Origin of the sequence: Pseudescherichia sp., from assembly GCF_032052675.1 — a bacterium.
In the GTDB taxonomy this organism is placed as follows: Bacteria; Pseudomonadota; Gammaproteobacteria; order Enterobacterales; family Enterobacteriaceae; genus Pseudescherichia.
Map to the genome: position 1 here is coordinate 38,956 of NZ_DAMBWA010000012.1, position 14,940 is coordinate 53,895.

Annotated in this window: 15 protein-coding genes, 1 pseudogene and 1 other annotated feature (1 of these 17 only partly in view); of the genes and pseudogenes, 6 read left to right on the forward strand and 10 right to left on the reverse strand. The window is 58.0% G+C overall.

From position 1 onward, the window contains the following. Positions 1-73, reverse strand: a sequence feature (Thr leader region); it reaches 45 nt to the left of the window's first position. From thrL to yjjY, 3 genes and pseudogenes are all read right to left on the reverse strand, one after another. Then, complete coding sequence (gene thrL / locus RTX96_RS15745; RefSeq protein WP_103818806.1) at positions 12-80, reverse strand: thr operon leader peptide; 69 nt, start codon at positions 78-80, stop codon at positions 12-14. Its footprint overlaps the feature before it by 62 nt. A 210-nt stretch (positions 81-290) precedes the next feature. Then, positions 291-977 carry a tRNA/rRNA methyltransferase gene (locus RTX96_RS15750; RefSeq protein WP_312671525.1) on the reverse strand — a complete coding sequence of 229 codons (687 nt, stop codon included), beginning with the start codon at positions 975-977 and terminating at the stop codon, positions 291-293. A 400-nt stretch (positions 978-1,377) separates the two neighbouring features. Beyond that, positions 1,378-1,520 (reverse strand): annotated as a pseudogene (gene yjjY / locus RTX96_RS15755) (protein YjjY). A gap of 95 nt (positions 1,521-1,615) precedes the next feature. Between yjjY and arcA the strand changes: the two are divergent. Further along, on the forward strand, positions 1,616-2,332 hold the full coding sequence (gene arcA, locus RTX96_RS15760) for a two-component system response regulator ArcA (protein ID WP_103818742.1): 717 nt from the start codon (positions 1,616-1,618) through the stop codon (positions 2,330-2,332). Between the two features lie 58 nt (positions 2,333-2,390). Here the strand turns inward: arcA and creA are convergent, their stop codons facing one another. Then, positions 2,391-2,861: a protein CreA gene (gene creA / locus RTX96_RS15765; RefSeq protein ID WP_312671526.1), complete on the reverse strand. Its 471-nt coding sequence runs from the start codon at positions 2,859-2,861 to the stop codon at positions 2,391-2,393. A gap of 210 nt (positions 2,862-3,071) precedes the next feature. Between creA and robA the strand changes: the two genes are divergently transcribed. Next, positions 3,072-3,941, forward strand: coding sequence for an MDR efflux pump AcrAB transcriptional activator RobA (robA, locus tag RTX96_RS15770; RefSeq protein ID WP_103818740.1), 870 nt, complete (start codon positions 3,072-3,074; stop codon positions 3,939-3,941). Here the strand turns inward: robA and gpmB are convergent. Next, complete coding sequence (gene gpmB, locus RTX96_RS15775; protein WP_103818739.1) at positions 3,938-4,585, reverse strand: 2,3-diphosphoglycerate-dependent phosphoglycerate mutase GpmB; 648 nt, start codon at positions 4,583-4,585, stop codon at positions 3,938-3,940. The two genes, robA and gpmB, sit on opposite strands and share 4 nt — an antisense overlap. A gap of 54 nt (positions 4,586-4,639) precedes the next feature. On the opposite strand from gpmB, the gene yjjX reads away from it, so the two are divergent. Next, positions 4,640-5,155, forward strand: a complete 516-nt coding sequence (gene yjjX / locus RTX96_RS15780; RefSeq protein WP_103818738.1) for an inosine/xanthosine triphosphatase — start codon at positions 4,640-4,642, stop codon at positions 5,153-5,155. Here the strand turns inward: yjjX and trpR are convergent. Both trpR and sltY read right to left on the reverse strand, forming a co-directional pair. Next, positions 5,152-5,475, reverse strand: coding sequence for a trp operon repressor (gene trpR / locus RTX96_RS15785; protein WP_103818737.1), 324 nt, complete (start codon positions 5,473-5,475; stop codon positions 5,152-5,154). The genes yjjX and trpR overlap by 4 nt on opposite strands. A gap of 53 nt (positions 5,476-5,528) precedes the next feature. After that, positions 5,529-7,463: a murein transglycosylase gene (gene sltY, locus RTX96_RS15790; protein ID WP_312671527.1), complete on the reverse strand. Its 1,935-nt coding sequence runs from the start codon at positions 7,461-7,463 to the stop codon at positions 5,529-5,531. A gap of 206 nt (positions 7,464-7,669) precedes the next feature. On the opposite strand from sltY, the gene ettA reads away from it, so the two are divergent. Then, positions 7,670-9,337 carry an energy-dependent translational throttle protein EttA gene (gene ettA, locus RTX96_RS15795; protein WP_103818736.1) on the forward strand — a complete coding sequence of 556 codons (1,668 nt, stop codon included), beginning with the start codon at positions 7,670-7,672 and terminating at the stop codon, positions 9,335-9,337. Between the two features lie 114 nt (positions 9,338-9,451). Here ettA and nadR read toward each other — a convergent pair whose 3' ends face one another. The 3 genes from nadR to serB are packed head-to-tail and all read right to left on the reverse strand — an operon-like array spanning position 9,452 to position 13,084. Further along, positions 9,452-10,684, reverse strand: coding sequence for a multifunctional transcriptional regulator/nicotinamide-nucleotide adenylyltransferase/ribosylnicotinamide kinase NadR (gene nadR, locus RTX96_RS15800; RefSeq protein WP_103818735.1), 1,233 nt, complete (start codon positions 10,682-10,684; stop codon positions 9,452-9,454). Positions 10,685-10,719: 35 nt separating this feature from the next. Continuing rightward, positions 10,720-12,102 (reverse strand): DNA repair protein RadA, encoded by a 1,383-nt coding sequence (gene radA, locus RTX96_RS15805; RefSeq protein WP_103818734.1) that lies wholly within the window; start codon positions 12,100-12,102, stop codon positions 10,720-10,722. A 10-nt stretch (positions 12,103-12,112) separates the two neighbouring features. After that, entirely contained in the window at positions 12,113-13,084 is a 972-nt protein-coding gene (gene serB / locus RTX96_RS15810; RefSeq protein WP_312671528.1) for a phosphoserine phosphatase, read from the reverse strand. 119 nt (positions 13,085-13,203) lie between these two features. Between serB and RTX96_RS15815 the strand changes: the two genes are divergently transcribed. Beyond that, positions 13,204-13,851 (forward strand): YtjB family periplasmic protein, encoded by a 648-nt coding sequence (locus RTX96_RS15815; protein WP_103818732.1) that lies wholly within the window; start codon positions 13,204-13,206, stop codon positions 13,849-13,851. A 65-nt stretch (positions 13,852-13,916) separates the two neighbouring features. Continuing rightward, entirely contained in the window at positions 13,917-14,933 is a 1,017-nt protein-coding gene (gene lplA / locus RTX96_RS15820; RefSeq protein WP_312671529.1) for a lipoate--protein ligase LplA, read from the forward strand. The last annotated feature ends 7 nt before the right edge of the window (positions 14,934-14,940 follow it).

The window sequence follows — 14,940 nt, forward strand, 5'->3', positions numbered from 1 at the left end:
TCCTGTACGCGTCAGCCCGCACCGTTACCTGTGGTAATGGTGGTGGTGGTAATAATTGTCAGCGTGCTGATGCGATTCATGGACGTTGTGTGCTCTGTTATTTTATCTGTCTGTCTTGTATAGCTATACGGTTAAAGTATATCCCTGCTCGAGTCAATGAATTTTTACTTTTTACCCTTTTCATCGTCTGCGCAGGTCGCGCTGCGCTGACCGCATTTCGCTCCGCACTCTCACCGTATGGAAAAACGATATCAGCATCATTTACCATAATAAAAAGCAATGGCAGGGTTTTACTCTGTGAGTTTTTTTTCGATATCGTGCAGCAATCGGTGCAGCATCGCCGTATCGCGCTGCGCAAACAGGCCCAGCCGCTGATCCAGCCAGTCGGCCAGTTTAACGTCATCGTCAACGCCCAGCGTCCCCAGCAGCGATCGCGCCCGCAGACGCAGCGCCTTAAGCTGCTCTTCGTTATGGGGCACCACCGGCTCGTTGCCCTGTTGCATTAATGACGCTAACTGATAGCAGTAGACCATTACCGCCTGGCCGAGATTTAGCGACGGGTAGTCGGCGACCATTGGCACGCCGGTAAGAATATCGGCAAGGGCCAGCTCTTCGTTGGTTAAGCCTGAATCTTCCCGGCCAAACACCAGCGCGGCGCGTTTCATCCACTGGCTCTTTTCGTGCAGGAGCGGCACCAGTTCAGCTGGCGTGGCGTAGTAGTGAAACTTCGCCCGGCTGCGGGCGGTGGTGGCAACCGTAAAATCGATATCCGCCAGAGCATCGGCGAGCGTCGGGAAAACCGTTGCGTTATCAATAATATCACCCGAGCCGTGGGCAACCCAGCGCGCGCCATCCTGCCGGTGGGCCTCGCTGTCAACAATACGCAGATCGCTAAAGCCCATCGTCTTCATGGCCCGGGCCGCCGCGCCGACGTTTTCAGGCCTGGCGGGGGAAACTAATACTATTGATACATGCATGGGATACTCTCTGGTTTGCCCGGTGGCGGGGTAAAAAGGCAATCAACGTCAGGTTATTACGCAGCAAAAATTTACAAAAACGTAACAGAAATCACTGAATTTGCATCAGGTAAAGCTTAAAAATTACTACACTGTTTACTGGGTTTATTAGCTGCCAGTATGTTAACAGAAGAGGATTATCCCTCTGTTTCCTCATGATAATCTGCAGGAGGAGGGCGATCCGTAGGTGGATTCAGAAAATTTATTAATTATCGTTTGTAACTACCTGTTTATTGAAAAGATGTTATAAACGCTAGTAAGAAGATGCGATGATTTCATCAAACTGTTAACGTGCTACAATTGAACTTGATATATGTCAACGAACCGTAGTTTTATTGGGTGTCCGGAACGTCTTAACCTGTTATGTTGCTGTTAAAATGGGTAGGATGACAACCGTTTTTGACACTGTCGGGTCCAAAGGGAGCGTGTGCCCACGACCAAGCTAATGATGTTGTTGACGTTGATGGAAAGTGCATCAAGAACGCCATTACGTACTTTAGTCATGTTACGCCGTTCATGTTAATTTGCGACATGCATCAGGCAGGTCAGGGACTTTTGTACTTCCTGTTTCGATTTAGTTGGCAATTTAGGTAGCAAACATGCAGACCCCGCACATTCTTATTGTTGAAGACGAGTTGGTAACACGCAACACGTTGAAGAGCATTTTCGAAGCAGAAGGATACGATGTCTTTGAAGCGACTGATGGCGCTGAAATGCATCAGATTCTTTCTGATAACGATATCAACTTGGTGATCATGGATATCAACCTGCCGGGCAAAAATGGCCTGCTGCTGGCGCGTGAACTGCGTGAACAGGCAGACGTGGCCCTGATGTTCCTGACAGGCCGTGATAATGAAGTCGATAAGATCCTCGGCCTCGAGATTGGCGCGGATGATTACATCACCAAACCGTTTAACCCACGCGAGCTGACTATCCGCGCGCGCAACCTCCTTTCTCGTACCATGAACCTTGGTACGGTGAGTGAAGAGCGTCGCAGCGTCGACAGCTATAAATTCAACGGCTGGGAGCTGGATATCAACAGCCGCTCGCTGGTCAGCCCAAACGGCGAGCAGTACAAGCTGCCGCGTAGCGAGTTTCGCGCCATGCTCCACTTCTGCGAAAACCCGGGCAAGATCCAGAGCCGCGCCGATCTGCTGAAGAAGATGACCGGCCGCGAGCTGAAGCCGCACGATCGTACCGTTGACGTGACCATCCGTCGCATTCGTAAACACTTCGAATCGACGCCGGATACGCCGGAGATCATTGCCACTATTCATGGCGAAGGCTACCGCTTCTGCGGCGATCTGCAGGAGTAAGCCGCGGCGTAACTGTAATGCCGGGCGGCACTGCGTTTGCCCGGCCTACGGTCACAAATTAATGCCAGGGCATAATCGGCACGGCGCTGAGCGCATTCTTCGGCGAGCCTTCGACTACCTTATCGGAGTAGGCGAGGTAGGCTAGCGTGTTGCGCTTCGCGTCGTAAAAACGCACAACCTGCAGCTTTTTAAAGACGAGCGAGGTGCGTTTCTGGAACACTACGTTGCCCTGGGCTTTACCGCTCTTCACCTTATCGCTCAGTTCGATCGGCCCTACCTGCTGACAAGAGATAGCCGCGTCAGAGGTATCTTCCGCCAGCCCTAATCCGCCCTTAATACCCCCCGTTTTCGCTCGGCTGATATAGCATGTCACATTTTTAACATCGGGATCGTCAAAGGCTTCCACCACGATTTTATGATCCGGTCCGAATACCTTAAAGACCGTATCCACCGATCCAATCTCTTCCGCCTGCGCGGCCTGGCCAACGAGGCCCAGCGCGAAGATTACTGCTAAGCACTTGTATTTCATATTGTTACCATATTTGAATATTACGTTGTGTTACTATTTCGGACTTAAAAATAAATACTTATAATTCAGCGAATTAAAATTTTTTTCAGCGAGGTGGGCTAAAAGCGCACGCTTACTCAAAAAAAACACTGAATGCTAAAATAGCAGGGAATGGTATTATTCGCACAACCCTGCTATTGGGTACGACTGTTTTAAGGATGAGGACACTGTATGGATCAGGCTGGGATTATTCGCGATCTACTCGACTGGCTGGAGGATCATCTCGATCAACCGCTGGCCTTGAATAACGTGGCGATCAAAGCAGGTTATTCCAAGTGGCATCTACAAAGAATGTTTAAGGACGTTACCGGCCTGGCCATTGGGGCATACATTCGTGCACGGCGACTCTCTAAATCTGCCGTGGCGCTGCGCCTGACTGCCCGTCCGATCCTCGACATTGCGCTGCAGTATCGATTCGACTCCCAGCAGACTTTTACCCGCGCCTTTAAGAAACAGTTTGGCCTGACGCCCGCGCTCTATCGCCGCTCACCTGACTGGAGCGCGTCGGGCATTCGTCCGCCGCTGCGTCTGGGTGAATTTACCCTGCCCAAACATGAATTTGTTACCCTGCCCGAAACGCCGCTGATGGGTATCACCCAGAGCTACAGCTGCTCACTCGAGGAGATCTCCGCCTTCCGGCATGAGATGCGGATCCAGTTCTGGCGCGAGTTTTTAGGCAATTCGCCTACGCTCCCTGCGGAACTGTACGGTCTGCATGAGCCGCGTCCTAGCCTGGAGAAAGATGACGAGCAGGAGGTGCTCTATACCACCGCCGTTACCCCGGAGATGGCCAACGGCCACCTGCAGGGCGCCTTTCCGCTGGTGTTACAGAGCGGGGAGTATGTGATGTTTACCTATGAAGGGCCGGGTACTGAACTACAGCAGTTTATCTTAACGATCTACGGCACCTGTATGCCGATGCTCAACCTGACCCGGCGCAAGGGGCTGGATATCGAACGCTTCTTCCCACGTGACGAAGCCAGGAACCAGACGCGGCCGATGCATATCCGCTGCGAATATCTGATCCCTGTCCGGCGTTAACGCTGGAGTTCGTCCAGCGCAGGCGCGTCCAGATGCGAAACGTCTCCTGCCGTCTCCACTACCCAGCCTGAGGCCAGCCACGGGCTCTGCTGGTAATCAATGCGCGAGATAGAGCAGTTGCGCAGGCGCAGACGACGCTCCGCCCAGGCTGGCAGGCCAAGGATAGTGCTCACCAGACAGCCCAGCGCCATACCGTGGCTAACCAGCAGCGGGCGGCTGCCTTCCGGCAGTTCAAGGCAGGTCGCCAGCGCCGCATGCATACGATCGCTGAGTTCCTGCATTGATTCTCCGTCAGGAATACGGCCATCCGATGTGCCGTTGACCAGCTGGCGACGCCACTGCTCCTCCTCCTCGGTCAGCGACTCGATAGGGCGCTTCTCCAGCACGCCCATATCCAGCTCGCGCAGGCGGGCATCCAGGGTAATCTCGCACCCGCAGAGATCGGCAATGATCTCCGCCGTGCGCTGCGTGCGACCGAGATCGCTGGCGATAACATGGGTGATCCCCAGCGCTTTCGCGCGTTCAGCCACCTGCTTTGCCTGCTGCTCCCCTTTGGCCGTCAGCGGACTGTCTGACTGGCCCTGAATACGGCGTTCGGCGTTCCACTGCGTTTCTCCGTGGCGAACAAGGTATACCTGTAACATGCTTTTTATCCGTTATACTGCGATGACAATTTTTTTATCTGAGTTGTTTAGATTATGCACCATGTTGTCTCAGCTACCACCAATCCCGCCAAAATTAAGGCGATTCTGCACGCCTTTAGCGAGATTTTCGGCGAAGGATCCTGCCATATCGAGTCCGTGGCCGTCGAGAGCGGCGTCCCGGAACAGCCGCTTGGCAGCGCAGAAACGCGGGCTGGCGCACGTAATCGCGTGGTGAACGCGCGTCAGGCGCGTCCGGACGCGGACTATTGGGTCGCCATCGAGGCGGGGATAGATGAAGACAGCACCTTTAGCTGGGTGGTCATTGAGAGCCGGGAGCAGCGCGGCGAAGCGCGGTCCGCGACCCTGCCGCTGCCAGCGGCGATACTGAGCCGGGTGCGCGCCGGGGAGGCGCTTGGACCGGTGATGTCAGAGGTCACCGGCATCGATGAGATTGGGCGGAAAGAGGGGGCGATCGGCGTCTTCACTCACGGCGTGCTGACGCGCAGCAGCGTCTACCACCAGGCGGTGATCCTGGCCCTCAGCCCGTTTCACCATGCGGCGTACCGCTAATCCTTCAGCAGCGCCTTCTCCAGCCACAGGCGTAGCTCCGGCGGGGCGGCCTTCAGGCTATTAGAGCCGCGGGTAATAGTGGCGATGCCGGTACCCAGCTCGTTTTTAAGCTCCCGCTGGCTCATCTCACCCCGGAGAAGCTCTTCAATGATGCGTACCCGCGTACCCAGCGCTTCACGCTCGTCGGGGGTAAGCATCAGGTTAAGCAGCGGCAGGTGCAGATCCTGGTCGTAGGCGTGCTGGAGCAGCTCGACGAAGCGCAACCACTCCTGATGACGCTGTTCGGCTACTTCTGCTGAATAAGGGGATTGCTGGGTCATGTTAGGCTGCCATACTCGTTGACGAGTACAACAGCATAACACAAACCGCCGGATCAGTAACGGCGGCCCCACTCCGTGGCGGTCAGCAGGGTGGGTTTCCCGCCAAGGAAATAGCGGTAGTAGGCATCATAGGCCAGCACGTTTTTCACGTAGCCCCGCGTCTCCGAAAAGGGAATACTCTCTACAAACGCCACCGCGTCGATGCGTCCGGCGCTGTTGCCAAGCCAGGTCCGCACCCGTCCCGGGCCGGCGTTATAGGCCGCCGATGCAAAGATGCGGTTGTTGCCAAACTGGTTATAGACGTACTGCAGGTAGCTGGTACCAATATCAATATTGGTTTGCGGATCCAGCAGCTGGGAAGGATCGCTGTAGCCCGGAATATTGAACATCTGCACCGTATGCGTTGCCGTACCCGGCATGACCTGCATCAGACCGCTCGCGCCTACCGGCGAGCGCACCTTCGGATTCCAGGCGCTCTCCTGACGGGCAATGGCCATCGCGTAACTCTGGGGAATATCTTTGCCGCTGGTATAGCGTTCAAAGAGATCGCGCCAGGCCAGCGGGAAGCGCTCCTGCAGCTGATCCCACAGCTTGCCGGCAATGGTCGCCTGCACGCTCAGATCCCACCACTGACGATCGTAGGCGTAGCGCGCCAGCTGCGCCTGCTCCTGTGGCGTCCGGCTAGCCACCAGGTTCGCCCACTCGCCGCGCGCGGTATTGTCGAGACCCCAGTACATGAGCTCACGCACCCGTGCCATCTCCGCACCCTGTACCAGCTGCGGATCCGGCTCGCCCGACGCTTTGTCAATTTTCAGCTGATACTCTTCGCCGAGGCGCTGCGCGGCGACCATCGGATAGAAGCCGCGCTTCTGCATCAGATCGTGCAGGATGGTATTGGCTTCCTCCTCGCGCCCGCGCTCCAGCAGCAGATCCGCCTGCCAGTAGCGCCACTCATCTTTCTCCTTGGCATCCATCGGCAGGCGGGCCAGCCAGGTATTAAGACCCCGGCGATCGCCTGAACCTAATGCCAGCCGTACCCGGCGCTCCACCAGCGACGTTGACTGGGAGCGCATGATGGCGTCATCGCGCCAGCGCGCCTGCTCCTCGGTGATATCGTTGCCCATCAGCCGCCAGGCGACGATATCCCGCAGCGCCTGAGTCTGATTTTCATTGAGCTGCTGCGCTGAGGCCAGCGACGGGATCATCAGGCGCGCGTTTTCCACATCCTGACGGGCGACGCTCTCAAACGCCTCCTGCGCCATCTGTCGGGTAAAGTCAGTCGCGCCGGTGGTGCGGGCGAAGGCCAGCACGCTGTTGGGATCGTTTGCCAGGTCGATAATGGCGCTGGAGATGGTTTCATATTCGCTGGGCATCTGATTTGCCAGCAAGATAACCAGACGGGTATTGCCCGCTTTCATCGCCAGCCGGATGCGTTCAAGGAAGGCCAGCGGATCCTGAGTGCCGGAAGCACGCCAGGCACCAAACAGACGATCGCAGGCGTTGGGCTGGCTTTTACCGGTCAACCAGAGCGTTTTTGCCCCCTCCCAGGCCGCCTCGGGCTGGGCGGTGTTCCATTTTGCATAGTAGTAGTTGCACTGCGCTTCGGTGGTTGCGGGCTTGTCCGGGCTAAAGGCCAACAGACCGCGCCAGTCCTCCCGGCGAGCCAGTTCGTTGACAAAACGCGACTTCAGGTTGCGGACGAGCGGTAGCGTCGGGTTGGCCTGCACGAAGTTGGTCACCGTAATGGCCGGCTGGTTGGTCAGATCGTCAGCGATCTGGCGGTACTCCAGATAAGGGTAGAGAGGATAGTCTTTCAGCTGTGGCATCAGCTGCGCCACGACGTCCATCTGCTTGTTGTCCCACGCCTGCTTGATTTGTGCATAGCGGTTTCGCTGCTCATCCAACGCGTCAGCGCGTGCCAGGCCGCTTACCGTCAGCATGCAGCAGCCGATGGCCAGCAGTCGCCAGGCGACAGGTTTAGCATTCACAGGCACTTTCTCCTTAGAAATAAATTTGTTGGCGCATAACCCATTCATGCTAACCAGGCATGACTTAATCCGCCACGCGCTGAACACTTTTTTACTTTTGGCCTGATTTAACACTCGTGATGCAGCTGGCTGGGATTGGAACACAAAAACGGCTACACTCCGCACTTGAGTACCATTCACATACGATAAAAGAGGCGAAGTCCAACGTGGCTCAATTCGTTTATACCATGCATCGTGTCGGCAAAGTGGTTCCGCCGAAACGTCATATTCTGAAAAATATCTCGCTGAGCTTCTTCCCGGGCGCAAAAATTGGCGTTCTCGGTCTCAACGGTGCGGGTAAGTCCACCCTGTTGCGCATTATGGCCGGCATCGATACCGACATCGAAGGTGAAGCCCGCCCGCAGCCCGGTCTGAAAATCGGCTACCTGCCGCAGGAGCCGAAGCTGAATCCAGAGCACACCGTGCGTGAGTCCATTGAAGAAGCCGTGGCCGAGGTGGTTAACGCTCTGAAAGGTCTCGACGAGGTGTACGCTAAGTACGCAGAGCCGGACGCTGACTTCGATAAGCTCGCGGCCCAGCAGGGCAAGTTTGAAGAGATCATCCAGGCCCACGACGGCCACAACCTGAACGTGCAGCTGGAGCGCGCCGCTGATGCCCTGCGCCTGCCGGACTGGGATGCAAAAGTCGCCAACCTCTCCGGGGGTGAACGCCGCCGTGTGGCGCTGTGCCGCCTGCTGCTGGAAAAACCGGACATGCTGCTGCTCGACGAACCGACTAACCACCTGGACGCCGAGTCCGTGGCCTGGCTGGAACGCTTCCTGCACGACTTCGAAGGTACCGTCGTGGCCATTACCCACGACCGTTACTTCCTCGATAACGTAGCCGGCTGGATCCTTGAGCTTGACCGTGGCGAAGGCATTCCGTGGGAGGGTAACTACTCCTCCTGGCTGGAGCAGAAAGACCAGCGTCTGGCTCAGGAAGCCTCTCAGGAAGCGGCCCGCCGTAAATCCATTGAGAAAGAGCTGGAGTGGGTGCGTCAGGGTGCCAAAGGCCGTCAGTCTAAGGGCAAAGCCCGTCTGGCCCGCTTTGAAGAGCTGAACAACACCGAATACCAGAAGCGTAACGAAACCAACGAACTGTTTATTCCGCCTGGCGCACGTCTGGGGGATAAAGTCGTTGAGGTGAGCAACCTGCGTAAATCCTACGGCGACCGCGTGCTCATCGACGATCTGAGCTTCTCGGTACCGAAAGGGGCGATTGTCGGCATCATCGGCCCGAACGGCGCGGGTAAATCCACCCTGTTCCGTATGATGTCCGGTCAGGAACAGCCTGACAGCGGCACCATCACCCTGGGTGAAACCGTGAAGCTGGCCTCCGTGGATCAGTTCCGTGACGCGATGGATAACAGCAAAACCGTGTGGGAAGAGGTTTCCGGCGGGCTGGATATCATGAAGATCGGCAACACCGAGATGCCAAGCCGCGCCTACGTGGGCCGCTTTAACTTCAAAGGCGTCGATCAGGGCAAACGCGTAGGCGAACTGTCCGGTGGTGAGCGTGGCCGTCTGCACCTGGCCAAGCTGCTGCAGGTTGGCGGTAACGTGCTGCTGCTCGATGAACCGACCAACGACCTGGATATCGAAACCCTGCGCGCGCTGGAAAACGCCATGCTGGAGTTCCCGGGCTGCGCGATGGTGATCTCGCACGACCGTTGGTTCCTCGACCGTATCGCGACCCACATTCTGGACTACCAGGACGAGGGTAAAGTGGAGTTCTTCGAAGGTAACTTCACCGAGTACGAAGAGTATAAGAAACGCACCCTCGGCGCAGATGCGCTGGAGCCGAAGCGTATCAAGTACAAACGTATTTCTAAGTAAGCACCTGGATGCCGGGTGGCGCTTGCGCTTACCCGGCCTACGGTTTTGCACGGTTTGTAGGCCGGGTAAGGCGAAGCCGCCACCCGGCAATGCGAGCGTCAACTGCGAGCGGCTTTATCCCTGCTCGCCCATCATCTCTTTCACCAGCTCCACGCAGCGCAGGAATCGCCCGTCATAGTCTGACTCTTCGACGTGGATAAAATCGATATGGTTATCGCTCAGCATGGAGACCAGCATGGTCTGGAAGGTTTTGCGATCCACCGAGCTGCCAAGGCTGCGCAGACCGTCAGCGACCCACGGCGTATTATTCTCCAGCAGGATCACCAGGTCGAAGCGGTACTCATCGATCATCGCCTGCACGAACGGATGCTCGCGCCCCTCATACTTTTTACAGAAGGCCTGAGTGGTCACGAAATCGGTATCGATAAAGGCCACCTTATTGGCGTACTTCACTGCAAAGTCGATGTACTGCGCCTGGCCGAGGGCAATCTTGTCATAGTCGGAGTACTGCAGCGCCATCTCATCGCCGCCGAGATGAGAGAAGACGTAATCGCGCCCGTACTCCCATGCGCTGGTGGTATTGAAGATGTTAGCCAGCTTATTTACCAGCGTCGACTTGCCGCTCGACTCGCCGCCGAGGATCGCCACCGTACGGACGAAGAAGGGCTTCACCTCGGTGGGAATGTACTCCCAGTAGCGGAACGGGTTAGCGCGGATCTGCCCGCCGCTGATGTTCATAAAGGTGCGTTTCGGATCGATCAGCACCGTCTCAATCTCGAGGTGCTTCTCATAGGCCTGGGCATCGGCCTCTTCAGAGGTGTAGATCCAGTTGGGCTGGATCCCTTTCTCATCCATAAAGGCTTTGATCCCTTTACTCCACACGTCCCAGCCGTGCGGGTAAGGCTCCATTCCCTCTTCGTTAAAGGCATGGATACGAATATTTTTTTGGTATTTAAAGGTCTGTAACAGCCAGCGTAGGCGATCGGGCACCGTGGGCTGCTGCGACATGGCGCTCTCTTCAAACAGGGCGCGGTCGCGCGTCTCGTCATACCCCATGATGACATGCAGCTCATCTACCTGGCTGCAGGCGCGCTGCAGCAGGTAGATATGCCCGGTGTGCAGCGGGTAAAACTTGCCAAACACCACGCCGATGTTTTTCTGCTGCCGGGGAAACTCCAGCCCGAGGAAGCGGTGCAGGGCCTCCAGCTTCTGCGCGCTGGGGCTTTTGATCTTGGCGTTAAGCAGCTGGCTCAGGTAGCCCTTGGTCATGCCGCTTGCCTCCGCCACCTGCTGAAGCGTGCAGCCCTTCTGGCGGATGGCGGTTTTCAGATAGTCAAATGACGACATAAATTACGGTGCCTCCTGCAAAATCGTAGTGGTAATTATAAGTCGTCAAAGACGCTTAGCGCATCGGCAAGTTTTTTCACGCCAAACACCTGCATCCCGGCCGGTGGTTTTTTCGGTACGTTAGCGGCAGGGACGATAGCCCGGCGGAAACCGTGTTTCGCCGCCTCGGAGATACGCTCCTGGCCGCTCGGTACCGGACGGATCTCGCCGGCCAGCCCAACCTCGCCAAACACCACCAGATCGTCCGGCAGTGGGCGGTCGCGCAGGCTGGAGACCATCGCCAGCAGCAGCGCCAGGTCGGCGCTGGTCTCGGTGACTTTTACCCCGCCGACAACGTTTACAAAGACATCCTGATCCGCCATCTGCAATCCGCCGTGGCGATGCAGCACCGCCAGCAGGATCGCGAGGCGGTTCTGCTCCAGACCCACCGCCACGCGGCGCGGGTTGGCCATCATCGACTGATCCACCAGCGCCTGGATCTCCACCAGCAGGGGGCGCGTGCCCTCCCAGACTACCATCACCGAGCTGCCGGAGGTGACTTCGTCGCCCCGGCTGAGGAAGATAGCCGACGGGTTGCTGACCTCGCGCAGGCCCTGCTCAGTCATCGCAAAGACGCCCAGCTCGTTCACCGCGCCGAAGCGGTTTTTATGGCTGCGCAGGGTGCGGAAACGCGAGTCGGCGTCGCCGTCCAGCAGTACCGAACAGTCGATGCAGTGCTCCAGCACCTTCGGCCCGGCCAGCGAGCCATCTTTGGTGACGTGTCCCACCATCACGATGGCGACGCCGCGCGTCTTGGCGAAGCGCGTCAGGTAGGCCGCCGTCTCACGCACCTGAGCCACGCTGCCCGGCGACGACTGGATATCCGCCATGTGCATCACCTGGATCGAGTCGATGACCATCAGCTTCGGCAGCTCTTCATCCGCAATCATGCAGATCTGCTCGATGCTGGTCTCGGAGAGCATGTTCAGGTTAGCGGTCGGCAACCCCAGGCGATGGGCGCGCATCGCCACCTGCTGGAGTGACTCCTCCCCGGTGACGTACAGTGTCTTCATGTTTTCGGAGAGCTTGCACAGGGTTTGCAGCAGCAGCGTCGACTTGCCTGCCCCTGGGTTACCGCCGATCAGGATTGCGCTGCCCGGCACGACGCCGCCGCCCAGCACGCGGTCAAACTCTTTAAAGCCGGTAGAGAAGCGCGGCAGCTCTTCCAGACTGATCTCCGATAGCTTTTGCACCTTCGACACGCCTGCGTTACCGGCATAGCCGCTCAGCCGCTCGTTGCGCGCAACCGTCGGGGACGCCGCAACGCGCACCTCGGTGATGGTGTTCCAGGCATGACAGGCGCTGCACTGCCCCTGCCAGCGCGGATAATCCGCACCGCATTCATTACAGACAAATGCGCGTTTTGGAGCTTTCGCCACGTTGACCTCGTTATTTCTGGTTCAGGCTGCCCGACAGGATACAGAAAACGCCCATCAGGTCAGCGTGACGGATAGTGACTTCCGTCTTCTCATTTACTTTGGGTTTCGCGTGATAGGCGATCCCCAGCCCCGCCGATTTGATCATCGGCAGATCGTTAGCACCGTCGCCGATCGCCACAGTCTGTGCCAGCGGAATATCGTACTCCTGGGCCAGGCGCAGCAGCGTGGCCGCCTTGTACTGGGCATCCACAATGTCGCCCACGACGTGGCCGGTCAGCTTGCCATCAACAATCTCCAGCTCGTTTGCCACGGCGGCGGTCAGGCGCAGCCTGTCGCGCAGGTAGTCAGCAAAGAAGGTGAAGCCGCCGGAGGCGATAGCCACCTTCCAGCCCAGCGTCTCCAGCTTCAGCACCAGCTGGGTCAGGCCCGGCATCAGCGGCAGGCCGTCGCGCACCTGGTGCAGAATGGTGGCATCCGCCCCCTTGAGGGTGCCGACACGGCTGCGCAGGCTGGCGGTAAAGTCCAGCTCGCCGCGCATCGCCCGCTCGGTCACCTCGGCGACCATCTCACCGGTGCCCGCCAGCTTGGCGATCTCATCGATACACTCGATCTGGATGGCGGTAGAGTCCATGTCCATCACCAGCAGGCCCGGCGTGCGCAGGTGCGGGATCTTACCCAGCGGCGCAACGTCCAGACCGGCATCGTGCGCCAGACGCGTTGCCCGCGGTGTCAGCGAGCCGGCCAGGCGGATCACCTGATAATCCTCGACGCACCAGGCCGCGACGATCACCATCGCCGCGCCAAGCGAGCGCTGATACGCCGTCAGGCGCTGTTTATCCAGACTGCGGCCATAGAGCAGCCAGCCGCTGCGACCCGCGTGATAATCGAGCGGCATCACCTCGTCGCCGCTTAAAGAGAGCGGCAGCCCAGGCCACTGAGAGACGGCTTCGGGCAGGTCGCGCCAGGTTAAACTGTTAGACATTAAAGCTCCTGTAAAAACACGTGCGGCCAAACGCATCCGGGTAAAAATAACGCATGAGGCTACCTTGTAATCATCGCTTCTGGCAACATGCTAACCTCAAATTTTCATCAGGTAAGAATATGGCCCGCGCAAAACTGAGATTCCGGCTGCATCGCGCCGTAATAGTGCTCATCTGTCTCGCCCTTTTGGTGGCGCTAATGCAGGGGGCATCGTGGTTCAGCCAGAGCCACCAGCGGGCGCGTAACCCCCAGTTTGAAGAGCTGGCCCGTACCCTGGCGCACCAGGTGACCCTGAACCTCACGCCGCTGATGCGTAGCGAAACGCCGGATGAAAAGCCGATTAGCGCGCTCCTGCGCCAGCTCACCGAAGGGAGCCGTATTCTTGACGCAGGCGTCTACGATGAGCAGGGCGATTTGATTGCGCGTTCAGGGGAGAGCGTCGACGTCCGCGACCGGCTGGCGCTGGACGGAAAAAAAGCCGGCGGCTACTTCAACCAGCAGATTGTTGAACCCATACAGGGGAAAAATGGCCCGCTCGGCTACCTGCGTCTGACTCTCGACACCCATACCCTACCGACCGAAGCGAAACAGGTCGATAATACCACAAATATCCTCCGCCTGATGCTGCTCCTGTCGCTGGCAATCGGCGTGGTGCTGACCCGCACGCTGCTGCAGGGCAAGCGTACCCGCTGGCAGCAGTCGCCCTTCCTGCTCACCGCCAGCCGCTCGGTGCCGGAGGAGGGGGAGAGCGAGAAGCGCGAGCCGTAGGCCGGGTAGGCATACGCGCCGCTTTGTCGTTACTATGGGGGCAATTAAAGAAAAGGAAAGCTGCCATGTCCACATTACGTCTGCTTATCTCTGATTCATACGATCCCTGGTTTAACCTGGCGGTAGAGGAGTCAATTTTCCGTCAGATGCCTGCCACCCAGCGCGTGCTGTTTCTGTGGCGCAACGCCGATACGGTGGTGATTGGCCGGGCGCAAAATCCGTGGAAAGAGTGCAATACCCGGCGCATGGAGGAGGATAACGTCCGCCTCGCCCGACGCAGCAGCGGCGGCGGCGCGGTATTTCACGATCTCGGCAACACCTGCTTTACCTTTATGGCCGGCAAGCCGGAGTATGACAAAACCATCTCTACCCACATTGTGCTTAACGCCCTCAACGCGCTGGGCGTAGCGGCAGAAGCCTCGGGGCGTAACGACCTGGTGGTCAAAACGCCGGAGGGCGATCGCAAAGTCTCCGGCTCCGCCTATCGTGAAACGCCGGACCGCGGCTTCCACCACGGCACGCTGCTGCTCAATGCCGATCTAAGTCGACTGGCAAACTACCTTAACCCTGACCAAAAGAAGCTCCAGGCCAAGGGCATTACCTCGGTACGGGGACGGGTGGCAAACCTGGTCGATCTGCTGCCGGGCATCACGCATGAAGCGATCTGCGCGGAGGTCACCGAGGCCTTTTTTGCCCACTACGGCGAGCGCGTTGCGGCGGAGGTTATCTCTCCGGACAAGACGCCGGATCTGCCAAACTTTGCCGATACCTTTGCCCGTCAGAGCAGCTGGGAGTGGAACTTTGGTCAGGCACCCTCGTTCAGCCATCTGCTGGATGAGCGCTTCACCTGGGGCGGCGTTGAGCTGCACTTCGACGTCGAGCGAGGACACATCACGCGCGCGCAGATCTTTACCGACAGCCTGAACCCGGCGCCGCTGGAGGCGCTGGCGGCGCGTCTGCAGGGCTGCGCTTATCGTGCGGATAGTCTGCAGCAGGCGTGCGATGCGCTGCTAGGGGATTTTCCGGAGCAGGAGAGGGAGTTACGGGAGCTGTCCGCGTGGGTAGCGCAGGCGGTCAGATAATAGAGAG